Annotated in this window: 24 protein-coding genes and 1 pseudogene; 6 read left to right on the plus strand and 19 right to left on the minus strand. The window is 65.4% G+C overall.

Annotation, left to right across the window (positions count from 1 at the left end; genetic code table 11):
• Positions 1 to 764: 764 nt before the first annotated feature.
• Complete coding sequence (locus tag AWC07_RS29620) at positions 765 to 1,034, plus strand: hypothetical protein (RefSeq protein WP_341865282.1); 270 nt, start codon at positions 765 to 767, stop codon at positions 1,032 to 1,034.
• Here AWC07_RS29620 and AWC07_RS25235 read toward each other — a convergent pair.
• Positions 1,035 to 1,499: pseudogene (locus tag AWC07_RS25235) on the minus strand (RES domain-containing protein); the annotation flags it as partial.
• Entirely contained in the window at positions 1,492 to 2,004 is a 513-nt protein-coding gene (locus AWC07_RS25240) for a hypothetical protein (protein ID WP_036417513.1), read from the minus strand. The pseudogene AWC07_RS25235 and the gene AWC07_RS25240, both read right to left, overlap by 8 nt.
• A 240-nt stretch (positions 2,005 to 2,244) precedes the next feature.
• Between AWC07_RS25240 and AWC07_RS25245 the strand changes: the two genes are divergently transcribed.
• Positions 2,245 to 2,961, plus strand: coding sequence for a hypothetical protein (locus tag AWC07_RS25245; protein ID WP_036417517.1), 717 nt, complete (start codon positions 2,245 to 2,247; stop codon positions 2,959 to 2,961).
• 297 nt (positions 2,962 to 3,258) lie between these two features.
• On the opposite strand, the gene AWC07_RS25250 is transcribed toward AWC07_RS25245, so the two are convergent.
• The gene (locus AWC07_RS25250; protein WP_036417512.1) at positions 3,259 to 4,149 is read right to left on the minus strand and encodes an NAD(+)/NADH kinase; all 891 of its coding nucleotides are present in this window, start codon (positions 4,147 to 4,149) and stop codon (positions 3,259 to 3,261) included.
• A complete protein-coding gene (locus AWC07_RS25255; protein ID WP_036417516.1) occupies positions 4,149 to 5,147 on the minus strand; it encodes an SPFH domain-containing protein in 999 nt (332 codons plus the stop codon). Before AWC07_RS25255 ends, AWC07_RS25250 begins: the two co-directional genes overlap by 1 nt.
• 84 nt (positions 5,148 to 5,231) lie before the next feature.
• Between AWC07_RS25255 and AWC07_RS25260 the strand changes: the two genes are divergently transcribed.
• The 3 genes from AWC07_RS25260 (at position 5,232) to AWC07_RS25270 (ending at position 8,280) form a co-directional block, all read left to right on the plus strand.
• Positions 5,232 to 5,936, plus strand: coding sequence for an NUDIX hydrolase (locus AWC07_RS25260; protein ID WP_036417510.1), 705 nt, complete (start codon positions 5,232 to 5,234; stop codon positions 5,934 to 5,936).
• An 84-nt stretch (positions 5,937 to 6,020) separates the two neighbouring features.
• Entirely contained in the window at positions 6,021 to 7,031 is a 1,011-nt protein-coding gene (locus tag AWC07_RS25265; protein ID WP_167380136.1) for a glycoside hydrolase family 6 protein, read from the plus strand.
• 85 nt (positions 7,032 to 7,116) lie between these two features.
• Entirely contained in the window at positions 7,117 to 8,280 is a 1,164-nt protein-coding gene (locus AWC07_RS25270; RefSeq protein WP_036417505.1) for an AAA family ATPase, read from the plus strand.
• Here the strand turns inward: AWC07_RS25270 and AWC07_RS25275 are convergent.
• Together AWC07_RS25275 and AWC07_RS25280 are read right to left on the minus strand one after the other, a co-directional pair.
• Positions 8,277 to 8,708: a hypothetical protein gene (locus tag AWC07_RS25275; RefSeq protein WP_084293678.1), complete on the minus strand. Its 432-nt coding sequence runs from the start codon at positions 8,706 to 8,708 to the stop codon at positions 8,277 to 8,279. The genes AWC07_RS25270 and AWC07_RS25275 overlap by 4 nt on opposite strands.
• Positions 8,709 to 8,924: 216 nt before the next feature.
• Positions 8,925 to 9,839: a ribonuclease Z gene (locus tag AWC07_RS25280; protein WP_036417502.1), complete on the minus strand. Its 915-nt coding sequence runs from the start codon at positions 9,837 to 9,839 to the stop codon at positions 8,925 to 8,927.
• 101 nt (positions 9,840 to 9,940) lie between these two features.
• Between AWC07_RS25280 and AWC07_RS25285 the strand changes: the two genes are divergently transcribed.
• Positions 9,941 to 10,660: an NUDIX hydrolase gene (locus tag AWC07_RS25285; RefSeq protein ID WP_036417500.1), complete on the plus strand. Its 720-nt coding sequence runs from the start codon at positions 9,941 to 9,943 to the stop codon at positions 10,658 to 10,660.
• 102 nt (positions 10,661 to 10,762) lie between these two features.
• On the opposite strand, the gene AWC07_RS25290 is transcribed toward AWC07_RS25285, so the two are convergent.
• The 13 genes from AWC07_RS25290 to AWC07_RS25345 all read right to left on the minus strand — a co-directional run bounded on the left by AWC07_RS25290 (position 10,763) and on the right by AWC07_RS25345 (position 23,053).
• Positions 10,763 to 11,431: a CPBP family intramembrane glutamic endopeptidase gene (locus tag AWC07_RS25290; protein ID WP_244187701.1), complete on the minus strand. Its 669-nt coding sequence runs from the start codon at positions 11,429 to 11,431 to the stop codon at positions 10,763 to 10,765.
• Positions 11,432 to 11,637: 206 nt separating this feature from the next.
• A complete protein-coding gene (locus AWC07_RS25295; RefSeq protein WP_036417498.1) occupies positions 11,638 to 12,825 on the minus strand; it encodes a glycosyltransferase in 1,188 nt (395 codons plus the stop codon).
• A gap of 9 nt (positions 12,826 to 12,834) precedes the next feature.
• Positions 12,835 to 13,005 carry a hypothetical protein gene (locus AWC07_RS27850; protein ID WP_167380135.1) on the minus strand — a complete coding sequence of 57 codons (171 nt, stop codon included), beginning with the start codon at positions 13,003 to 13,005 and terminating at the stop codon, positions 12,835 to 12,837.
• A 42-nt stretch (positions 13,006 to 13,047) separates the two neighbouring features.
• Positions 13,048 to 13,638, minus strand: a complete 591-nt coding sequence (locus AWC07_RS25300; protein ID WP_036417496.1) for a TetR/AcrR family transcriptional regulator — start codon at positions 13,636 to 13,638, stop codon at positions 13,048 to 13,050.
• Positions 13,639 to 13,785: 147 nt separating this feature from the next.
• Positions 13,786 to 15,012: an MFS transporter gene (locus tag AWC07_RS25305; protein ID WP_051508171.1), complete on the minus strand. Its 1,227-nt coding sequence runs from the start codon at positions 15,010 to 15,012 to the stop codon at positions 13,786 to 13,788.
• Positions 15,013 to 15,640: 628 nt separating this feature from the next.
• The gene (locus tag AWC07_RS25310; RefSeq protein WP_036417494.1) at positions 15,641 to 16,858 is read right to left on the minus strand and encodes a GNAT family N-acetyltransferase; all 1,218 of its coding nucleotides are present in this window, start codon (positions 16,856 to 16,858) and stop codon (positions 15,641 to 15,643) included.
• Between the two features lie 90 nt (positions 16,859 to 16,948).
• A complete protein-coding gene (locus tag AWC07_RS25315) occupies positions 16,949 to 17,344 on the minus strand; it encodes a nitroreductase family deazaflavin-dependent oxidoreductase (RefSeq protein ID WP_036417492.1) in 396 nt (131 codons plus the stop codon).
• A gap of 179 nt (positions 17,345 to 17,523) precedes the next feature.
• Complete coding sequence (locus AWC07_RS25320; protein WP_085105279.1) at positions 17,524 to 19,761, minus strand: NADP-dependent isocitrate dehydrogenase; 2,238 nt, start codon at positions 19,759 to 19,761, stop codon at positions 17,524 to 17,526.
• Between the two features lie 152 nt (positions 19,762 to 19,913).
• Positions 19,914 to 21,539: an FAD-binding protein gene (locus AWC07_RS25325; protein WP_085105280.1), complete on the minus strand. Its 1,626-nt coding sequence runs from the start codon at positions 21,537 to 21,539 to the stop codon at positions 19,914 to 19,916.
• A 50-nt stretch (positions 21,540 to 21,589) separates the two neighbouring features.
• Positions 21,590 to 21,955, minus strand: coding sequence for a hypothetical protein (locus tag AWC07_RS25330; protein ID WP_036412377.1), 366 nt, complete (start codon positions 21,953 to 21,955; stop codon positions 21,590 to 21,592).
• Positions 21,952 to 22,248, minus strand: coding sequence for a class I SAM-dependent methyltransferase (locus AWC07_RS25335; protein WP_051507937.1), 297 nt, complete (start codon positions 22,246 to 22,248; stop codon positions 21,952 to 21,954). The genes AWC07_RS25330 and AWC07_RS25335 overlap by 4 nt, the downstream gene beginning before the upstream one ends.
• A 225-nt stretch (positions 22,249 to 22,473) precedes the next feature.
• The gene (locus tag AWC07_RS25340; RefSeq protein ID WP_244187700.1) at positions 22,474 to 22,908 is read right to left on the minus strand and encodes a DinB family protein; all 435 of its coding nucleotides are present in this window, start codon (positions 22,906 to 22,908) and stop codon (positions 22,474 to 22,476) included.
• A complete protein-coding gene (locus tag AWC07_RS25345; protein ID WP_036412379.1) occupies positions 22,790 to 23,053 on the minus strand; it encodes a hypothetical protein in 264 nt (87 codons plus the stop codon). The genes AWC07_RS25340 and AWC07_RS25345 overlap by 119 nt, the downstream gene beginning before the upstream one ends.
• Positions 23,054 to 23,371 lie beyond the last annotated feature (318 nt).

Genomic DNA, 23,371 nt, shown 5'->3' on the forward strand with positions numbered 1-23,371 from the left:
CACGCCAAACCAGCAGACGAACACGCAGGTCACACCGACACACCCCAAGTTACCGACCGGTAATGTCCTAACTCAGGTCGCACACCAGCTGCACTTGTCGCGGTTCGCCAACATGGCTCGGTGAGTTACATCACGAATGATGGCGGAGTGATGGCGGATCCGCCAAGTTCGTGAGACACACGGGTTGCTGAATCCCAAGGGTGCGTCGACGGCCATGTGACGGTCAGGTCACCAAAGCAGTCTGATCCGATCGCAGGGCCGAGGTGACCGCCATGGGCCGCAGCAGAGACAAGGCGTCGACTGCCTCTGTCTATACCGGCGTGCTGACGACCTGAGCAAAGTTACACGAGAGTGGACTGCGCCCGGGATCGATGAACTTGCCAACGCGGCTCCCTGGCGGACGTTTCGGTGGCACCGCGGGCAGAAGCATTACTCGGGAACCTACTGGCCGAGCACCGCTGGCAGTCACGCCATCTACGAATCGCGACTTGAGTTGGCACGCTTGCTCTTTGCCGATTTCGACATGAGTGTGCGACAAATCGTCGCCCAACCATTCTGCTCCGGGCTTTGGTCGACCGCACGCCACGCAAGCACATCCCAGACTATCTGTTGATCACGGATACCGGCCCAGTAGTCGTGGACGTGAAACCCGCTGAGGAGCGCGGCTGGCGCTATCAAGTGGCGACCGAGCCCATCGCAGTTGAGCTGGGGATGTCCGCTTCCTTGCGGGATACCGGCGCGACCGGCTGTTCCGGTCGGAGCTCTTGGCGCAACTACCGGAAAAGAATCTGGACGGCTCACCACTTGGGGACGCGCTCAAGTGTCTGCCAGGGGAGCCGATCCACCACGTCAAATCTGCTGTACTGCACCTTCTCTGGCGCCAGGAACTAAAAATCCCAGTTGATCGTGAAATCATGGCGCAGCACCATGTCAACGAGGATGTCTGTTCGATCCGCGACACGCCACGATTCCGTCGTGAACGCATCATGGGCGAAGAAAGCGAAATTGACGGAGGTTTGGGGTGTGGTGCGTGATCGGTACACGATCGCGTCCAGGTCGGGCCACCACCGCCGAGCAGCGTCGGCCAGCTGATGACATCGGTTCCACACTAGCCTGTGTTGGCCGGTACTAATCTGATCGTCGACCTGCAGGGCGTCAAGGTTTCGCTGGGTGCGCAAGTCCAACACGCGCAGCGAACGCCGAGCCACCAGGCGGATCAGATAGTGGGTCGCATGGTCGGCGGGGACAGTCCGGCCGGTATCGCGATACCACTCGCGAAACGCGCCCTCGCAGGCGGTGGCAGCGTAGCGCGTACGAAACCCACCTGACTGCGGATCGAACCTATAGCGAGGTTCGGCGAAACCTCCCCAGTTCCAGTCGGACGGCTCAGCGGCCTCAATCCGCCAAATCTCGGCGCCCGCACGAACAGCTCGACTGACAATCCCGGCTGGGCGGTCCCGCGGCAACGGGCCACGATAGCCAGCAGGAAGTCTAGGCACCGAGGGCGGTGAGCAGCTGCCACGCCGTGGTTGCGGTCTTCTTGCGACGCAACGCTTCCGAGATCGACGCGCCGGCTAGATCATCACGCTTGATGCGCATGATTCGATCACCCGCAACCGGATCGGAGCTGAATCTTGCGAGCAGTGCGAGGATCTCGGGAAGATCTGGGCGCAAACCGTCCGAATCGAATTGCCACGCTGGGAACCACGTGTTGTTCCCGATGGTCATGCCAAGGAGTTGGCCGCGGCTGCGGAGTTGATGGACCGCCTGGGGTGTCTCGTACCCCAGCCGCGACTGGACATCGCGCGTGGAGATGGCGCCTTCGAGGAAGTCACTCATAAGACGGGTGCGGCGCTCGGCGTTGAGCTTCCGGGCGGCGACGCGTTCAAGCTGTTCTCTGGGTGCTGTCGGTGCAGCCAGAAGCTCCTTGAGGAGCCCGGCGAAATCGGGATCGCGGCGGACCCTTTTCTCGACTTGACTGACTAGCTCGGCGACGGGAGGCATGCAACCAGTCTACGCAACTAAGGGCAATTGAAACAATTGTAACGGGAACGCGCGGGTAGATGCCAAGCGGTTTTCGAGTGCGAAGCCTGCACCGCGGGTCCGTGCAACGCCGACGTGAACGCCGCACGCAACGTCGCCGCCGGACGGGCGGTGACAGCACGGGGAGACCTCGGCGCAGCCGGTCGCCACCGCATTGGCGCCGTTGCCCACGGAGACGACACCGAGCCATACACTTGCCGCGTGAACATCAGCAAGGTCATTGTCGGCGTAGCGATAGCCCCTGTCCGGGCCGGCGTCGCGGTGGCCGACGCCGGACTCGCCGTTGCGGCCATGGCGCTCGGCGCCGTGAAGCAATCCTTGGGCGAGGAAGGCCCGAAGACAGTAGACCCGATTACCGACCTATTTCCGTTGCGCGGCGCACTCGTAGGCGCCAACCGAGTTGCCGAATTAACCGAAAACGACCGGGCGATGGGGCGTGCTCTGGTCCGCGGCGGGCCGGCGGACAAGCTGATGCGTCCGGGTGGGGTTGTCGACCTGTTGACCGCGCCCGGCGGTTTACTCGATCGGGTGTCCGTTGAAGGTACCGCGCTAGAGCGGATCCTGGCGCCCGGTGGGCTCGCAGATCGGCTGCTCGCTGAGGACGGGCCGGTAGAGCGGATGTTCGCCGAGGACGGCATTATCGAGCGGATGTTCGCCGAGGACGGCGTCATCGACAAGCTGCTCGCTAAGAATGGACCGCTGGAACAATTCACCGAAGCCGCTGAAATCCTGAGTCGGCTGCAGCCCGCTATCGAGAGGTTGACGCCGACCGCCGACACCCTCGAGTCTGCCGTCGATACCCTCAATCGAATGATCAACTCGCTGAGTGGCATCGCAGACCGCATTCCGCGGCGGCGGTCGACGCGGCCGGCTGTGCGCGCGAAGCGCAACCTGGACCAGGATGCCATCGATCAGTGAGCCGACCGGCTCGCTGACTCACCACCGATAAAGTTGGCGGCCGACCCGCCACTCGCTCAGGCGCGGCAGCGGCATTTAAGGACTTATCCCAGACCTGGCCCAGACCTGGCCCCCGCGCACCCTGGGCCGCACGCCCTCCGCGTAAGGCGGCATGCTCGACTGGTTGGATCACCCCAACCTCAGCCGAGAAGCATTGCCCCGCTTGATCATGGCCGTCACCCCCGCCATTCCCACGCGCCCCCGTCCCGGATCGGTCGCGGCCGCGGTATGTCGACGGGGCCAATTCACTTGGCGCATTCAACGTACGAGCCGTAGCCGCCGCCCGGCCAGTCGCAGCGTCAGCCGTTGGCCCCAGGACAGGGTCAACGCATCGCTTTCGACGCCGTCGCCGAACACCACCAGCCGACCCGACTCCACGTCGACGGTCAGCGTCGCGGCGGCCAGATCCCCCTCCACCAGCGACGTGCCGGTTGCGGGCGACGGCCAGGCCTCGCGGACGAACCACGCGAGCCGCGGTTCGGTTGGTCCGGGCAGTACGAGGCCGCTTCGACGTTGCTCCCAGACCGAGCGACACCATCCGGTTGCGCCGGTTCCGGTGGACACGATCACTCCGGACGACGCCTGCCGCTCGGCACGGCCGTCGGGCAAGGCGAGCGTGTAGCGCGCGGTTTGATGGCTGGCATGGCCGACGAAGATCTCGTTGACGGCCAGTAGCTGCTGCCCGTCATCGGTCACGGCCTCGACCATGGTGCGCGGCTCAACGACGGCGCTGTCTTGCGCCGCCGCGCGGATCAGCACGCCGGCCTCGTCGGGGGAATGCGGCACCAACACCCCGGCGTTGCGATCCGGTTCTGGATTGACGCCGATCACCGGCTGGCCATCGAGGTACTTGGCGACGTTGGCCACCAGCCCGTCCTGCCCGACCACGATCACAATGTCGCGGGGCTCGAACAGAAATCGGGACAAGTCTGTCCGCTCGACCCGGCCGCGTCGCCAGTCCGCCGGTATCGCGGCGGCGACGGCGGCCAGAGCCGACTGGGTGCGCGTGTGCCGGACCTCGAGCGCATCGATGCTGCGCCCGCGGCTGGACAGAAAGAACGCCGCCTGCCCGTGGGTACCGTGCCGGGCCAGGGCATCGTCGAGTTCGGTGCGCCGGTGCACCAGCACCGCCCTCGGTGGGAGCGCCATTACGCACCGGCCCCCAGTCGGGACAGCACCGGTGCAAGGAGATCCGGCGTCAAGACCAAGTGCTCGATCTTGGGCAGGTTGGCGGCCAGTTCCTTGACCGCCAGACCCAGCAGGGTTGCCTCGGACAGATCGCGGTAGGCGGCCAGCCGTGCGGATTCGGCGGCAGCCTCCGCGTCGCCAACCAGCCGGGTGGCTTGTGCCCGCGCCTCGGCCAGCTGTACTTCGCGGCGAGCCTGCGCTTGGGTGGCGATCGCGTCGGCGGCCCAGGATTCCTGGGTCTTCAGGCGCTCATTGGCGCCGTTCTGGGCAACCAGTTCCTCCTCGCGGCGTGCGAGTTCGATCTTGGTCTGCAGTTCGTTCTCGCCGATGGCACGTTCTCGTTCCACGGCCAGCGCCCGCCGCTCGAAAGTGGCGCGGTCCGCTTCCTGCTGGACCTGTTCGCGGGTCGGGGTCTGCAGTGCGCGTTCCACCTCCGGCTCGGGCCGAATCGCCACCACGCGAACCCCAATCACCGCGATGCCGGTTTCGGTGAGTCGCGTGTCGTTGGCGAGTCCCGTGGCCATGCGGTCGCGTACCGCGCTGATCCCGTCCACCAGCGCCGTGGCCAACGCGGTGCGGGCCAGCAGGTCGAGCCCGTGCTGTTGAGCGGATTCGGTGAGCATTCCGGCCACTTGCTCCAGCGGAGCCGCACGCCAGTGGCCGGTGTTGGTATCGATTGAAAAGTCGATCCGCTGCGCGGCCAGCGTCGGGTCGACGATGCGGTAGGTCACGGTTGCCTGTACGGCCACATCCTGGAAATCGGCCGTCCTGGCGTGAAATAGCAAGGGCAGTTCGCGGTCGTCGAGCGGGATCTCAGACATGGCGGCGGTAAGCGGAAGAAACCAGAACGCCAGCCCGGGCCCGTCGTGTACGAGCTTGCCGCGGCGCAGCGCCCGGATGTGTGCGGTCGGCTCGACGCGCAGGTGACGTAGTAGCGGGTAGTGGGTGATGACGGCCATGACGGCCACCTCCTTCTTGTTATGGTCTCGGTGACGATAAGGGGCCACCTGGCTTTTCGTCAATCCGACGATTAATCTGCATTGATGCCGCGCTACGAGCCGAATGACTATCCGCCGGTGGCGGTGACCGTCGACCTCGTGGCATTGACGATCCGGGACGACGAGTTGTGCGCGTTGGTGGTCCGGCGTGGGCAGCCGCCCTACGCCGGCCGATGGGCACTACCCGGCGGATTCGTTCGCCCTGGCGAGGACCTTGACCAGGCTGCCGCCCGTGAGCTGATGGAGGAGACCGGTGTGGCCGTGGGCCGGCTGCATCTGGAGCAGCTGGCCAGCTACGGTGCGCCGCAACGTGATCCGCGCATGCGGGTGATTACGGTCGCGTATCTGGGCCTGGCGCCCGATCTTCCGCTGCCGGCTGCTGGCGGCGATGCTGCCGGCGCGCGCTGGGCACCCGTATCCGAACTGATGACGACCAGGCTCGCATTCGATCACCGACAGATCCTGGCCGACGGCTTGGAACGGGCGCGCGCCAAGCTCGAGTACACCCCGCTGGCAACCACGTTCTGTGCGGGTGAGTTCACCGTGGCCGAACTGCGGCGGGTGTACGAGATCGTTTGGGGCACACAGCTGGACAGCCGGAACTTTCACCGCAAGGTCACCGGAACCGATGGGTTTCTGGTTCCCACCGGGCGAACCACCACCCGTGACGGTGGCCGTCCGGCACAGCTTTATCGGCCCGGCGAATTGCGGTATCTGCACCCGCCGATGACGCGTGCCAGGATCCCTTGAGTTCCCCACGGACGCGTATTGGGCGCCCGCACCTGCCGTCGAGGATTGGCGTTTCGTATGTCGCGGCACTATCTTACTGGCGTGATGTCAATAGCTGCGGGTGCTGTCGCTCGGTGGACCTCCCCTTTTCTGTTGGTTGCGACCGTGGTCGGTGTGGTTCTTTCTGCCGGCTCCCTGCAGGCCGGTCCCACCGCCGCGATCCGTCTGGCCGACGCGGGAAACCCGCTGGCTGGGCAGCCCTTTTACGTGGACCCGGCGTCGTCGGCCATGGCCGCCGCGCGTAACACCAATCCGCCAAGTCCGCAGCTGACCGCCATCGCCAATACCCCGCAGGCGTACTGGCTTGACCAGGCATTTCCTGCCGGTTCGGTCGGTGCGCGGGTCGCCGGGTACGCCGGTGCGGCGCAGGCCGCCGGCAGCATGCCGATTTTTGCGCTCTATGGAATTCCGCACCGCGACTGCGGTAGTTACGCATCCGGCGGGTTCGCGTCGGGAGCCGACTACCGCCAGTGGATCGACGGTATCTCATCCGGTCTGGGCGGCTCGCCCGCGGCGATCATCGTCGAACCTGACGCACTCGACATGGCCGACTGCCTGTCGGCCGACCAGCGGCAAGAACGCTTCGATCTGATCCGCTACGCCGTCGACACGCTGACTCGCGATCCGGCCGCGGCCGTCTACGTCGACGGCGGACACTCGCGCTGGTTGAGTGCCGAGGAAATCGCCGCCAGGCTCAACCAAGCCGGTGTTGGCCATGCCCGAGGGTTCAGCCTCAACGTCTCGAACTTCTTCAGCACCGACGAGGAAACCGGTTACGGCGAAGCGATTTCGGGGATGACGAATGGTGCGCACTACGTGATCGACACGTCGCGCAACGGGGCCGGCCCTGCGCCCGACTCCGCACTGAGCTGGTGCAACCCCGGCGGGCGCGCCTTGGGCACCCCGCCCACCACGGCTACTGCCGGCGCGCACGCCGACGCCTATCTGTGGGTCAAACGTCCCGGCGAATCCGACGGATCATGCAACGGGGGCCCGTCGGCGGGTCACTTCGTGAGCCAGTACGCCATTGATCTCGCCCAAAACGCGGGCCAATAAGACCACTGCCCGACGCGCGGCTCCGCATCGAGCGCAACGGGGACCTAGCCGCGGGACGGTGTCGGCGTTGGATTAGCGTGGCCGGGTGCTGGGTACGGTCGCGGTGGAGAATTACCGTTCGTTGCGCCAGCTGGTCGTTCCGTTGCGCCAGCTCAACGTCGTCACCGGTGCCAACGGCACTGGCAAGTCCAACCTGTATCGAGCGTTGCGCCTGCTGGCGGACTCGGCCCGCAACGGCGCGGTGGCCGCGCTGGCCCGCGAAGGCGGGTTGAGCTCAACGATATGGGCCGGGCCGGCGGTGATCGGCAAGTCAGTGCGCCAGGGGCGTCATCGGGTTCAGGGCACGGTACGCACGGAGTCGGTCAGCCTGAAGCTGGGCTTCGCCGGTGACGAATTCGGCTATGCCCTGGACCTCGGACTGCCCATTGCCACGCGCACGGCGTTCGGGCTGGATCCGGAGGTCAAGGTCGAGGCGCTGTGGGTCGGTCCGGTATGGCGCCCTGCCACGGTGATAGCTCAGCGCGGTGGCCCTACTGCGCGGGTGCGAGACGGTGACGGTGGCTGGCAGGTGATCCCAGACGTGCTGCGGCCGTTCGACTCGATGCTCAGTGAGCTGGCCGATCCGATGCGGGCGCCGGAGTTGATGCAGCTGCGTGAGCGGATGCGCAACTGGCGGTTTTACGACCAGCTGCGCACCGACACCGACGCGCCCGCGCGGCAGCCCCGAATCGGCACGCGCACACCGGTATTGGGTCACGACGGCGCGGATCTGGCCGCGGCCTTGCAAACGATTCGAGAGATTGGCGACGATGGGGCGCTCAGTGAAGCCATCGAGCGCGCGTTTCCGGGTAGCAGTGTCGATATCCGCAACGCCGACGGCCGCTTCGAACTCGTTCTGCACCAGCCCGGGATGCTGCGGCCATTGGGCGCTGCCGAGTTGTCCGACGGCACACTGCGATATCTGCTTTGGGCCGCAGCTCTGCTGACACCGCGTCCACCCCAGCTGCTAGTGCTCAACGAACCCGAGACCAGCCTGCACCCGGAGTTGTTGCCCGCCCTGGCATCGTTGATCGCCACTGCGGCCGAGCACAGCCAAATTGTCGTCGTCACCCATTCCGAGTCCCTTGTCGCGACCCTGCAACAGGCCGCCGACGTGCACACCGTGCGACTGACCAAAGAACTCGGTGAGACCCGCATTGCCGGCCAGCGCCTGCTCGACCAACCGCCATGGCATTGGCCACCGCGCTAGCGAGCGCCGACGGGAGCGTGAATGTTTCTGGCGCCCTTGACATTGCGCAGGCCAGAACAGTTCACGCAGCCAACGCAGCCGACACAGTCGGTACAACGCACACATCCGACACAGGCCACGCACCGGGCGCAGGCAATGCATGCCAGGCATGCCACGCATTCCCGGACGGCTACGCACAACACACTGAGCACGCTGGCAATCACTGCGACACTGCCCGCGATAGCCGCCGACCCGGCGACCGCGACACTACCCGCGGTCGCGACCGAACCCGCCACGGCGACACTGCCCGCGGTCGCCGCCGACCCGGCGACGGCGGCGCTGCCGGCGGTCGCGATGGAGCCCGCGACCGCCATGCTGTCGCTACTGGCTAGCGAACCGACGATGGTGTCGGTGTCGGCAGTGACCGCCGAGTCCCAGGGAATTGCCATGCGCCCATCTTCGCAGTTACCTTCACTATCCGGTGGCGCTCGGGACCTTCGGCCCGCGCACATCGTGACGTTGGACTGGTGACGGCGGCTGAAGCCGGCCGTATCGTGACCGCGGCGATCAACGGGGAGAGGTGGCCTCTGGGTTCTTCGCCAGACGACAACCGGATGCCCTACCACCGTGTTAAGCAGCAGCGCGCGTTCCCGTTCTCGCCGCACCTACCGCCGCTTGGGGACCGCTATCCGCGCCAGGTCCTCCGCGATGACCAGGTCGCCGTCGAACACCTCGGCCGCCTCGTCGCGGTAACGCCGCGCGTCGGGGTATCTCTGGGAGAAGTGCGTCAGCACCAGCCGGCGCACCCCGCACTCTGCTGCCACCCGCGCCGCCTGCCGCGCGGTCAGATGCCCGTAATGCGCCGCCAAGTCCGAGTCCTCGCTCAGGAACGTCGCCTCGATCACCAACAAGTCCACGCCCTCAGCCAGAGCGTAGACCGCGTCGCACAGCCGGGTGTCCATGACGAAGGCAAATCGCTGGCCACGGCGCGCCTCACTGACTTCTGACAAATCGACAGTGCGCCCGCCGATTTGGACCGACCCGGCCCGGTGCAACTCACCCACCGCGGGCCCTGCGATGCCAAAGCGCGCCAGCTGCTCGGGCACGAACCGTCGACCGTCGGGCTCGATCAGGCGGTAGCCGATCGCGTCGACGGAATGATCGAGCTTGCGCGCTTCCAGGACTCCGAACGCTCCCGTCGCCACCGGGCCGTCCGCGGCAACCGGCTCCGCGTGCACGTTCGCGCGGTCGTGGAAAATGCAGGCATGGTGCAGCCGCGCGAAGAATTGCCGCCCCGAGGCCGGGAAGTAGGCGTGCACCCGGTGTTGTGCCCCGTCCAGCGACAGCCGTTGCACCACGCCGGGCACGCCCAGGCAGTGGTCGCCGTGAAAATGCGTTAGGCATAGCCGCGTCACCGCGGTCAGTGGCGCACCGGCGAGCAGCATTTGCCGTTGGGTCCCCTCGCCGGGGTCGAACAGCAGCCGCTCCTCGTCCCAGCGCAGCAGGTAGCCGTTGTGATTGCGGTGCCGGGTAGGCACCTGACTCGAGGTGCCGAGCACAATCAGCTCCCGGACCGACACAGTCCGAGACTACGGCCCGCGATGAATTCCGTCGCCCACCCCAGTCAGGCACCGCAGGCAGAAGCTGGTGACATCCGGCGGCTTCGTCTTATCGTCGAGCCGTGACGATCAGCTACGACGATGCGTTGCGGGAGCGGATCCGGGCACATTTGGCCGGCCACGACCGCCGCGCGGTGACCGACCCGACCAAGCGCCATGCTGCGGTCGCGGTGGTGCTGGTCGACTCCGAGGTCGATGAGGACGCGGTGGATCCGGTGCCGGTGGCCGAGCGGATCGCCGACCGGCCATCGCCCGCGTCAGGCCTGGACGCCCGTATGGCAGACGCGTCTGGTGGTGCCTCGTTTCTATTGTGCCGCAGAGCATTTCGTCTCACTTCGCATGCCGCGCAGTGGGCGTTGCCCGGAGGCCGGGTGGATCGGGGCGAAAGCGCGGTCGATGCCGCACTGCGGGAACTCGACGAAGAGGTCGGCATCCGATTGTCCGACTCGGCGGTGCTCGGCCTGCTCGACGACTACCCGACGCGGTCCGGATATGTCATCACCCCGGTGGTGATCTGGGGTGGCGGGCGGTTGCAGCCCCGCCCCGCGCCCGACGAGGTGATGGCGGTGTACCGGGTGGGGCTTCACCAACTGCAGCGCGACGATTCGCCGCGATTCATCGCAATCCCGGAGAGTCCGCGGCCGGTCGTGCAGATCCCGTTGGGTAATCACCTGATCCACGCGCCCACTGGTGCGGTGCTGCTGCAACTGCGGTGGCTGTGCCTGGAAGGTCGCTCCGACCCGGTCGACCAGTTGGAGCAACCGGTATTCGCCTGGAAGTAGGCAGCATGCCGCCGATCGCCCACGGCAGGCCTTCGGCGCGCTCTTCGCCTTTGAATTTGAAATCCGTGGCGGCCCTGGGCATTGCGAGCCCTGAGGTTTGCCTCACGGCATCGGCATGACCCCAGCCACACCAAGCATCAATATGATGCCCGGCAACAGGTTGGTCACCTGGTGTGCGACGATGCTGGCCAACAGGCCACCGGAGTACAACCGCGCAAGCGCGATCGGGATCGCCACCACCACCAATAGCGGAGCCCGGGTGAACTCGAGATGAGCCAGCGCGAACACCACGGTGGTTACCACCAGCGCAGCCCACCGTCCCCAGCGACGATCCACCGCTCCCCACAGCAGCCCCCGAAAGATGATCTCCTCGCCCAGCGGCCCGACGAACACCACCAGCGCAAACACGGCCACCGCCCATGGCCAGGAAGCCTGGACGCCGCTGAACACGCTGGCGACAGCGGATTTCGCGCCCGGGCCGGCGACCGAGGCGTAGAGCACCGAGGCGGGCACCGTGACGAGCAGCCCGCCGAAACCGAACAGCAATCCCAGCCCCACACCGTGCCAGGACCAGTGCAGCTTCAGGTCGGTGCGGGGACCGTTGCCGCGCAGCGTCGTGATGAGCACGGCCAGCCCGGCCGCGATCACGGTCGGGGCTCCCACCGCCAGGGCAAGCATGCCCGCAGATAGCGGGCCCCTACCGGCGAGGACGACGACGAATGCGGCTGAGGCCAGCAAGTAGACCAGCCCCACCAGCAAGAAGGCGCCCAGACCCCAGCGAGGTACCGAATCGGAAACCGGTGCCGAAAACCCTGACGGCCCGGGCGCGGCCGTCTCATCGACGCGATCTGTTTCCACGGCCGTGACGCTACCGCTTCACGCCAGTGCCGGCACGTCACGGCTTGGACGGGCAGCCGGCCAACGATGCCTTGCAGTGCGCGCTCCGAAGCCGACCTACGAGCCGAGCGCACCGGTGCTTACCCGGAACGTCCCAGCCGGGCGGTATCTTCGAGCAGATCAGCGGCCAGGGCAATGCTTTTCGCCGGTGTGATCAGTTGCGCGGCGACCTCGCCCGCGCGAGCGACGCGTTGTGGAGTGAGGTTGGACCGTAGGTCTGCGACCAGCGTGTCTTGGGTGGTGGCCGAAAACGCCCGTGCCGCGCCGACTCCCAGCTGATTGACCCCGGCTGCCCAAACCGGCTGGTCGAGCCAGAGCCACAGGATCAACGTGGGGACTCCGGCCCGCATCCCCGCGGCCGTGGTGCCGGCACCGCCATGGTGAACGACTGCGCGGCAGCCCGGAAAGACGGCCGCATGGTTCACCGCGTCTACGATCTTCAGGTGGTCGGCATGGGCGATGCCGCGGAAGTCGTTGACACCGCCGCAAATCAGTGCCCGCTCACCCAATTCCGTACACGCGTCACCGATCATCGTGACCGTGTCGGCGGGGCGTTCGATCGGTGTACTGCCGAAGCCGAAATAGATGGGTGGTGTATCCGCGGCCATCCAGGACAAGACCTCGTCGTCGGCGCCCGTCGGCAACTGCAGCGTCAGCGAGCCGACGAAGGGCTGCTGGCCACTCGATGCCACCCAGTCGGCTGTCGGCCCCGGCAGGCAGAGCTCGTCGTAGGCCTGGATTTCCAGCATCGCCGGCGACTCGCTGTCCTCAGGTAACCCCAGTGAAAGTCGTTGGGCTTCGTCGACCGCCGCGGTGATCAGCGGCGACATCCCGCCGGAAGCCCACAGACGCGCCGGGAAGAAATGCAGGGCCGCAGCTGGAATACCTTGGTATTCAGCGATATTGGCGACCAGCCGTTGTTCGTTGAAGCTGGCCAACAACAGATCGGCCCCAGCCGTCAGTGCCGTCAGTGCCGCACTCTTATCCGTGTTGACCTGGCTGACATGTTCGATCACTTGCGACAGCAAGCCGATCGGATTGCGGTTGCGGGTCACGAAATCGCGGACCAGATCCACGGCCGGGTTCATCTGCTCGCGCGAGTCCGGCCCGTAGGCCACGGCGGCGACGCCCGCTGATTCGACAAAGCCGACCATATTGGGCGGCACCGCCATACACACGTCGTGACCGCGCCGCAGCAGTTCGCGAGCCACGGCGGTGCACGGTTCGATATCGCCACGGCTGCCATAGCTTGCCACCACGACCTTCATCGCGGATACCTACCGGGCGGCGGCTATCGGATGGGCAATCCGGTCAGTGCCCGCGAGATCACCAGCCGCTGAATCTCGCTGGTCCCTTCGAAGATCGTGAAAATTCACGTCGGTTGCGAACTCGTGCACCCAGTCCCGGACCTGGATTACGTCGTCGCTCAGTTGCAGCGAGAATGTCATGGCTCTACTCCTGAAATAGTGTGGTGCTCAACGGGTATCGGCCTACTGCGCGAGGACGCTTACCGTCTGGTTGACCCATGCCTCGAAATACCGGTCGTCGTCGATGTTTCCGGGTGTTCGGCCGGTCAATGCACGCAGCGTGGCGGCGTGGGACAAGGACGCGATTGCGACGGCGGCGGCCGCTTCCGGGTCGGGTATCCGGGTGTGCCCGGAACGATTGGACGCGGCCAGTTCGTCGGCGAACCGCTGATAGGCATTGTCAGTGATGACTTGCCACGTCTTTTCGTCGAGATCGCCGAGTGCATCGGGCTCGCGCAGCATGACTTTGAGTAGGTCTTCGCTGTGTTTCAGGTTGTTCCAGATCAGCCGGCCAGCAGTGCGCACCGCTTGCTCGACGCTGTCGGGTTGACCCGCGTCGTATTGCTCTCGGGCGGCCACGATGCTGTCGATACGGTGTGCCACCGCGGCCTCGAGCAGTTCACGCTTGGAGCCGAAGTGCTTGTAGAGCGCGCCCGATCCGGGCGCCAGCCCGGACGCCCGCTGGATATCGGCAACTGACGTGGCCGTATACCCCTTGGCGGCAAAAAGCTGCAGTGCTGCCGACAGCAACCGGCCGCGCCCCGAGACGGACATAGTGAGAGAGTACTCACTCACCTACCGGGCGGCAACTGAAGATCAGGGCAAGGTACGAGAGTTCACAGAAGTCCGAGATCCGATCTATTCCTTGGGGAAGTCGTTGCGGCCATGGCTGCTCGAAATCCGCACCGGCAATGCCGTCGTTCAGGAGCCGCAGTTCGGGGATGCAGTAATTGGGTACCGGGTGGTTCGCCGCGAGACCAAGAATGCCGCGATTGCGAAAACGAGTACCACCGCGAGGAACATCCACGGGAGCACGCGGCCAAGGGTGAACAACGAGGAGAACAACCCGGGGCCGATGGCGATGGCGATGCCCCACGCCAACGAATAGACCGCTGAGTGGCGACCCGCTTTGCCCCCCGGCACGTAACTCAACATGGTTTTCAACGCAGTGGCTCCGAAGGTGGCTACAGCCAGGCCGAAAAGTGTCACAGCCGTTGCCAGGAGTGCCGTGCGGCCGACGTTATCGACAGTGACCATCGCGGTGAGTGCCGCGAATGCGATCCCGAGCAGCCCGGCGGCAAGAGCCAACAGATGCGGCCCGGATCCACAACGGCCCCATTTGGTCGCCAGCGGCGCAAACGCCCCGACGAAGATGCTGGCAAGCAGGTAGGCGACCGGCGCAGTCCAGGCCGGGAAGCCCAGGGCGAGCAGATACACCGGCAGTATCGAGTCGAACCCCACGTTTGCCAATGCGAGTACGAAGACGGCGGCGACGAACACCAAGAACTGGCGTTGGGCGAACACCTCGCGGTAAGACCCTACGGCGCTGTCGGTGCGGTGCTCGTTTTTGCGATCGAGATGGCGCAGCCGCCAGAACAGCAGCCCGCAAACCGCGAAGCTGATCGAGTTCGCCACAACGATGAAGTTCCAGAAAAGACGACTACCGGGCTGGGCCCAAACTCCGAGGGAGGCGATCAGCCCGCCGATCCCAAGACCGATACTGCGCAGTGCGCCGATCAACGAAAACATGCCGACGCGAGCATCTTCCGACGGAGTTAGGGCACGTACCATCCCGGGGTGCGCCACCCAGAAGAGCCGGCCCGCAAAGCTCACCGCCGCCGCAATAGCCGCTACGGCAGCTATGGTGTGAGCAACCAGGTAGCAAGGGAAGGCAATCACCCGGATAAGCGAACCGAGCGTCGCCGCGCGGAACGTCCCGATACGGTCGACAAGAGCCCCGGTCAGCAAGCCGCCGCCCGACAGCGAAATCAGGCTGCCAATTGTCAGTGCGGCGCCGGTATCGGCGAGCCGCATGCCGCGTCCATGCATGAAGAACAGCAGTGCGAATGGAACCCACAAACCGTTGCCCGTGGTGTCGATGACCATGGCAGTCAGGTAGCCGAGGTGGTATGAGCGTCGCACCGTCATGCTGTGCAAATCACTCAGGTCGCACCCGCGGGGTTGGGGATGCACTGTGGCTCTAGCGGTGCGGCCCGGGGATCATCACCGACGGGTCGGAGCCTGCTGTGGCGTACTGCCCAGCTGACGGCAGCGGCCTGACGCCGGGACTGCAGCGCCTCTGCCCGGGGTTGACCTTGGGTGGTAGCGCCCGGAAATCCATTGTCTTTCCTCAGATTCTTTGTTTGTTGCGATCCCAGCGATGTCCTGGGCGGCCGGACCAGCGGGCGCTGGCATCCGGAGCCACGAACAGTCGGCGAATCGCCGCAGTTTGAGCGCGGATCGTCGGTACAGCTGCCCGCGAACGGGTCGCGGTCAGCGCCGATTTCTCGGCGACGGGAATCCACCCCGGCGGTCGAGGCGGCGGCTGCCGTGTCGACCCGTGTGGGCTTTGGAGGTCTCTGCGGAGTCCGAGCGAGTTGCTCGAGCGCGCTGCTATTATGCATGAATACTATTGCTATATACAACTGTCATTTGGGTCACTAACCCTGACAGCCTCCGGATCAAACCAGCGACGTTGGCCGGCGGGGGTGCCTCACAGGCGGCTGCAGGTGCGCAGATGCCCGCCGACCGTGGCGATCATGGCCCCGTCAGCGCCTCAGAAAAAGAATCCGGCATGTGGCGCATCGGGCACCGCGAACAGCCGATCCGCCGTGGCGAGCGAGGCCGCATCGTCGGCTCGGGCCAGCCCGGCCACGGCGAGGCTGCGCCAGGTCGTGCCCCCGAGCAACACGGCGGCAAGCCCGTGGACGCCGATGTGTAGTTGCGGATGCTGCCGAGTCGGTTCGGCGCCGTCGCCGGTGATGGTGATGGTGATCGAATTACTCGGCAAGACAGGGTCGTTGACGGCAACGGTGACGGAGCCGTCGCTCGCATATCGGCGCGCCGAAAGCACCCGGTGCGCGTCGACAACACGCAGCCACGTCTCGTCGTATATCCGGGTGACCTTCGCGGCCCGGCGGTCGATCAGCAACCACGGCAACGGATCGTCAACTGGCAGCATCCAGAACACCACGCGGTCAATGAGATCCAGCCCCAGCAGAAAGCGCAGCAGGCCCAGATAGGCATCCGTGGATGGGGCGAAGAAGTCCTCGACCGCGATGGTGCGTTGTTCGCTGACGAACCAGTTTTCGGTGTCGAGGGGGCGGTAGCGGACGTAGCCGGACTCCGCCCCCGGCTTACCGTGCACCGCGATATACCAAGGCCCAGAATATGCTTCGGCGCGCCGTCGCAGGCCCCGCCACCAAACCGGTGCGCGCTCAACGGTTCCCGGCCGGGACGACCGGTTCTCGGCGTAGATTCGGGGCAGCACGTCCCATGCTTGCCCGGTGTCGAGCAACCGTACCGGCCCGCCGGTCCCGACGCCTGGACGTAACGCGGCCCGTCGCGTATCCACCTCCACGCTCTGCGATGAACTCGCCACGCCGTAGCCAAACCGTTCATAGATCGTGGCCTCAGAGGCGCGCAGTGTCGCGAGCACCTCTCCCCGGGTGGCGAAGTCGTGCAGCTGATGACGGACCAGCTCGGTGGCGATACCTCGACGGGTCAACGACGGCACCACCCCGATGTGTGTCACGGCGGCGTGCCGCACGACCGCTTCGCCGGGAAGTGTCAGCCCGCAGGTGACGGCATCAGCAGTGCCGACCAGCTGACCTCCGACGAAAGCACCCACCGTACGGCCTGGCTCGAACAGCGTGATGAGCTCGCCAGGCGGCAGGTCCGGCGGGGGTGGCAACCCGACCATGGCGGCGCGGAAAATTCCAGCTGCCGCAACGAGGTCGTCTTCGCTGTCGAGAACACGGATCTCGATGCCCACATGGCCATCATGGCTGGTGCCCCGGACGGCAGCGCGAGTGCCTCGGGTGGCCGATACCGGCGCGGCGGCGCCGAACCTGCCTGTGCTGAGTCATGCCGGCGTGGCCGCGGGCGACAGTTTCAGATAGTGCTTGACATTGAACCGGTCGAAGGCGCGTTTCTGTCGAGGAGCCAACTGCCCGGCCGCTGTGGCCGCGTCCACGATCTGCGGCTGGACAGCCTCGTACGTTTCGCCGTGCACCCGGATAGTGGCGTGCCCCGCGGCCAAGACGTTTCGCAGCCAATCGGTGTGTGTGCCATAGGGCAGCGGAATGATGAAGCCGTCGGGTACCCGTTCCGCCACCACGGGTGTGACGTACCGCTTGCCGGTGCGGCGCCCGGTGTGTTCAATAACGCTGGCGTACCAGTACTTCCGGCCGGCCACCAGCATCATGGCCGGATTCAGCAGGTGCTTGTTGAACACCCGCACGGTATCAAGGACCGCCATGATCGACCTTCCTTCTCGCCGGTGGGCGGCGCTGGGCAGATTACCGGCGAACGAAATACCCTCGCGCAGTAGGCCTTCAGGGCTGCCAGGGTAGTTCAGCCGGCGCCGACGTCGTAGGGCCTTTGGTCCCTGCCGCGCACCGTGCGTGCTGCCCGGCCAACGAGGCGAACGGTTGGATGTCAGCCGTTCGCGGCCGCCAACGCGTCGTTGAACGTCTTGCTCGGCCGCATCACCGCCGTGATCTTCTCCCGGTCCGGCGCATAGTAGCCGCCGATGTCCGCCTCTTCGCCCTGTACCGCGGCGAGTTCGGCGACGATGGTTTCCTCGTTCTTGGCCAGCGCATCGGCCAGGGGTGCAAAGTGTTCCCGTAGCTGCTGGTCCTCGTTCTGCACGGCCAGTTCTTGCGCCCAATACATGGCGAGATAGAACTGACTGCCCCGGTTGTCCAGCTCACCGGTCTTGCGTGACGGGCCCTTGTTGTTGTCCAGCAGCTTGCCGATAGCGGCATCCAGCGTCTTGCCCAGGATCTTGGCCTTCTTGTTACCCGTCTTGGCGCCCATGTCGTCCAGGCTGGCGCCGATTGCCAGGAACTCGCCGAGCGAATCCCAGCGCAGGTGATTCTCCTCCACGAGTTGGTGGACATGCTTGGGCGCCGAACCGCCGGCCCCCGTCTCGTACATTCCGCCCCCGGCCATCAGCGGAACGATGGACAGCATCTTGGCACTGGTGCCCAGCTCCAGGATCGGGAACAGGTCGGTGAGGTAGTCGCGCAGGATATTGCCGGTGGCGGCGATGGTGTCCAGCCCGCGGATCAGGCGCTCCAGCGTGTACCGCATGGCGCGCACTTGCGACATGATCTGGATGTCGAGTCCGCTGGTGTAGTGGTCCTGCAGATAGAGCTTGACCTTCTTGATCAGCTCGTTCTCGTGCGGGCGGTACGGGTCCAGCCAGAACAGCACCGGCATACCGGAGTTGCGGGCCCGGGTGACGGCCAGCTTGACCCAGTCGCGGATCGCCGCGTCGGTGACCGTGCACATGCGCCAGATATCGCCGGCTTCCACATTCTGGGTCAGCAGCACTTCGCCGGTGTCGAGGTCGACGATGTTGGCGACGCCGTCTTCGGGAATCTCGAATGTCTTGTCGTGCGAGCCGTACTCCTCGGCCTTTTGCGCCATGAGCCCGACGTTGGGCACGGTGCCCATGGTTCGCGGATCGAAGGCGCCGTTGGTCTTACAGAAGTTGATCAGCTCCTGGTAGATGCGGGAGAAGGTGGACTCCGGCATCACGGCCTTGGTGTCCTTGGGCCGCCCGTCGGCGCCCCACATCTTGCCGCCGGCCCGGATCATCGCGGGCATCGACGCGTCCACGATCACGTCGCTGGGCGAATGGAAGTTCGAGATACCTTTGGCCGAATCGACCATGGCCAGCTCCGGGCGGTGTTCGTGGCAGGCGTGCAGGTCGCGGATGATCTCGTCGTGCTGTGTGGCGGGAAGTGACTCGATCTTGTTGTACAGATCGACCAATCCGTTGTTGACGTTGACGCCCAGCTCGTCGAACAACTCCTGGTGCTTGGCGAAGGCGTCCTTGTAGAAGGTCCGCACCGCGTGGCCGAAGACGATGGGGTGCGAAATCTTCATCATCGTCGCCTTGACGTGCAATGAGAACATCACGCCGGTCTTGCGCGCGTCCTCCATCTGCTCCTCATAGAACTCGACCAAGGCCTTCTTGCTCATGAACATGCTGTCGATGATGTCGCCTTCGCCCAACGACACCTTGGGCTTGAGCACCAGCGTCTCGCCCTGCTTGGTCACCAGCTCCATCTTCACGTCGCGCGCCCGGTCCAGGGTCATCGACTTCTCGCCGTGGTAGAAGTCGCCGTGCTTCATGGTCGCGGCATGGGTGCGCGAGGCCATCGACCACTCACCCATGCTGTGGGGGTGCTTGCGGGCGTATTCCTTGACCGCCTTGGGTGCGCGACGGTCGGAGTTGCCTTCCCGCAGGACCGGGTTCACCGCGCTGCCGAGGCATTTGGCATAGCGGTTGTGGATGCCTTTTTCCTCGTCGGTCTTGGGGTCTGCCGGGTAGTCCGGAAGGTTGTAGCCCTTGCCCTGCAGTTCCTTGATCGCCGACACCAACTGCGGTACCGAGGCGCTGATGTTCGGCAGCTTGATGATGTTGGTGTCCGGCAGCTGCGTCAGCCGCCCCAGCTCGCCCAGGGCGTCCGGCACCCGCTGCTCCTCGGTCAGGTAATCGGGGAACTCGGCGAGGATCCGGCTTGCCAGGGAGATGTCACTGCTCTTGATCTTGATGCCGGCCGGCTCGGCGAAGGCGCGAAGTATCGGCATGAAGGCGTAGGTCGCCAGCATCGGCGCCTCGTCGGTCAGGGTATAGATGATGGTCGGCTGCTCGTCACTCATCTGTGTTTCTCCCGGCGTCGCTATTGGTCGGATTTCGAGGGCTCAGCGTTGGATCGGCGCCCAACCAGTATCGCGGCTCCATTGTGCCGAAAATCATTCGGGAAGTGTTCACGGCGTCGGCTATCAGCTGGACCAGGCTGCGCGGTTGTGACTCAACGCGGGATCTCGTCGGCCGACGCCGTGGCGGCATGTGCTCCGGCGCGGCGCCCGGCGAACACGCAGTCGGCCAGCGAGAGCCCGCTGACATAGGAATTGGAGCAGATTCCGGCTGCGGTGCGCCCGGCGCTGAACAATCCGGGAATCGGCTCACCGGATTGGTCGACGACGGCTCCGCTGCGTTCATCGACCCGGATACCGCCGAGGGTCAGCATCGGAGTCGGGTTGAGCAGGCTTGGCCGCACCGAAATGTTGAGCAGGGTGAACGGCGGTTGGCTGATCCGGCGCACAAACTCGGCGGGCTTTCCGGCGGGGTCCGGTGCGCCGGTGTCGATCGCGGTATTGTGTGCCGCGACCGTGGCCACCAGGCCGTCGGGATCGATACCAGCCGCCGTCGCGACCTCGCGCAGCGACGGGGCCGTCACCGCATCCGCCAGCATCAGCGCCGCAACCTGGGCACGCTGAAACCACAACGGCTGCTTGATCATTTGCCGGCGGGCTTCCCGCATCAATGCCGCATCGGCGAGAAGCCAGGCTTTGCCCTCATGGTTTCGCACCATGGCTTGCCCGACCGCCGCACCGTAACGACTTTCGTCGATGACGCGTTGCCCGCGCCGGTCGACGATGACGGCGCCGATGAACGCGCTCGGCGGGGTGATGAAGCGCCAGGCCGAGACGTTGTCCATCCGGTCGGTGACCGCTCCGGCGCTCTGTGCCAGCGCGATGCCGCTGCCGTCGTCGCCGCTGGTACCCAGCTGCAGACCGCCCAGGTATTGGGGAGCGAACCGTCGCACCCATTCGGTGTTGGCGATGAAGCCGCCGGCGCAGATGATCACCGCCCGGCGTGCTTCGATCCGCACCGACCGGGCGTAGCGTCGCTCAAGTGCCTTGAGGCGACGATCCATGAGGCGGCGCAGCGGCGGATAGTAGATGCCCGGTTTGGCTGACAGCTCGGCCATCGCCGCATAAAGCCGCCGGATCCGCGGTGGCGCATTGTGCATCGTCAGTGCTTCCACGCCGGTCACCCGACCGGAAGAATCCTGGATCAGGTTCGTCACCGTGGTATGAGGCCAGAACCGAACACCAAGGGCCAGCGCGGCTTTGGCTAGCGGGGCATACAATTTGCGGCCCGACGTGCCGCTGCCCTTGACGCGATGCCCGCGCTGAACGGGCGGGGTGTGGCAGCGGAACGCGCCGGCGTTCTCACTGCCCGAGTGGTAAAGGTAGTAGCGGTTGTTCGGAAACGAGGTCTTGTACGGGCACAACGCGGGGCTGAACGGCACCCCGTAGCTGCTCAGCCAGTCGATCATGTCGGGGCTCGAGCGCACGAATGATTCCAGGGTTTCCGGGCTGACGGCGTCGCCGACTTCGAGGCGAAGGTAGGCCAGCATTTGCTCGGGGGTGTCGTTGACCCCCGCCTGCCGCTGAACCGCGGTTCCGCCGCCGGCGTAGATAATCCCGCCCGAAATCGAGGTGGCCCCACCACCATTGGCACGGTCCAACGCGATGACGTCGGCGCCGCGTTCGCGGGCGGCGATGGCTGCGCACTCACCTGCGGCGCCGAACCCGATCACCACGACATCGGCGGATTCGGCCGTGCGCGCGGATTCGTCACCAGCCATGCCACCACTCCCACTCAGGTTGCGCTCTGTGGGGTGAACTGTAACAGGTTCTAATTTTTGTCCTGTTTCGATCGAGCGGGTCGAAGCTGGCGGCGCCCGACGAGGGTGGATCGTTTTCGCCCGGGGCGGAGCGTGTCGGCAATAAGCCGATCCATGGTGACGCTGGCGGCGCGGCGGATTGGCACTTCTCTGGTGGCACAGCGCTTCTCAAGAGTGAGCAGGTCGTGGGTGTGGTGGACGGGTTGAGGATTGGTCTCCGCGGCGGCGTCCGAGGCCAGTTGGTCAAGCCCCCGGTCAATTTCGTCGTTAGTGAGATATTCGAAGGTCGAGATCGCGCGGTGTGTGAGCCTGGCGCTGTAGGCAGTAAGGCTGGCGCTGACTTCGTGTCCGACTTCGTCGAGGGCAATGACTGTCACGCCGGCGCGGCCAAAGGCCTCTGTGGTGGTGGCAAGGGTGGGAAAGAGATCAACAGCCGGCCACCTGGCCGGAGGACACGCGCGATCTCGCGGGCGCCAGCATGCAGATCGGCCAGGTGGTGCACGGCGAAGAAGATGGCCGCGGCGTCGCAGCTGTCCGTTGCTAACGGGATTGCTTCGGCACGGCCGGCTATGAAATACACGCCACTGCGGTAATGCTGCATGGCGACTTCGCGCATCCGCTGTGATGGTTCAACGGCATAGACGACACCCGATGCAATATCGGCGAGCAACTCAGTGAATCACCCAGTACCAGAGCCTAATTCAACGATTGTTAGAGGCCGCTGGGGCGGCAGCTGGCGGGTCGCGGCGGCACTCCACGAGCGAGCCGCCTGCTCAGATAGACGCCTACCCTGGTCGTAGCCGCGATGCAGCCGGGCGTTGTAGTCGACAGGCCGCAGCATGGTCCTCAGTGTCGCAAGCTCGGAAGCGGAGTCAACCGATCCCGTTGGGAACAATCAGGTCTGGCGGCGAATGTCGAGGAGGTGGTGGCGCGCCTCGTGCAGGGTGTGTACCGCGACCCACCGCAATGACCATTCATGGGTTTCTGGGTAGTGGTAGACAACTGTGCGATCCCAATCGTCGGCACGCAATCGGGCGAGCACATTGCCGAGCAGCTGTGCAGCGTCTGCGAGCTGATGAGCTACATCCTCGGGCTGCTGCTCGGCATAGCCGTCGTGCTCGACCCGCTCATTGCGTCCCATGGACGGGCAGTCTGGTCGGTCCACACGGCGCCGCGCTGCAGGCACCGGTTGAACGGGAAACCCAGGAGGACTAGAGCGCATCACACGGTACAAGAACTGAGCCGTCTCGGGCCTCCTGTGATCGACGGAACGCGCTGTGCTTGTCGTAGGTCTGCAGGGGCGGCAGCAGGCAATAGCCGTGCGGGACAAAACGATCGGCCCGGTCGAACGAGTGCATGCCGTCGCGGTCCTCGCGGAAGAACGTGACCGCGGTGACGGCGGCTTTCAACCTGCGGGTCGCCAGGAATGCTTGCCCAGCGTGCTCTTCGCGGTGCGCCACATAGTGCATCGACATCGTCGGGTTGTGCCGGTTTTGGGGTGACGGATCTGCGCACTAAATTTCGCGGGCGGGCTGTCCTGGGTGGTCAATGTAAGCGTCGTCTCGGTGCGTCCGTGGTGTAGATCGTGTGGTTTTGGCGACGTGGATCGGGTGCGGTCGAGCTCCTGCCGCGCACCGGCGCAGAGTTGTCGTACCCGGCTGCGATGATGTCGTTATGTCGTCGAGTGCACCCGCTGGCGCTGTGGTGGCCGGTCCTGGCGAGCGTCTTGAGGTGTTGTTTGCGGAGTTGGCGCAGTTGGCCGGTCAGCGCAACGCGATTGATGGGCGCATCGT

Source organism: Mycobacterium gastri (assembly GCF_002102175.1).
Taxonomy (GTDB): Bacteria; Actinomycetota; Actinomycetes; order Mycobacteriales; family Mycobacteriaceae; genus Mycobacterium; species Mycobacterium gastri.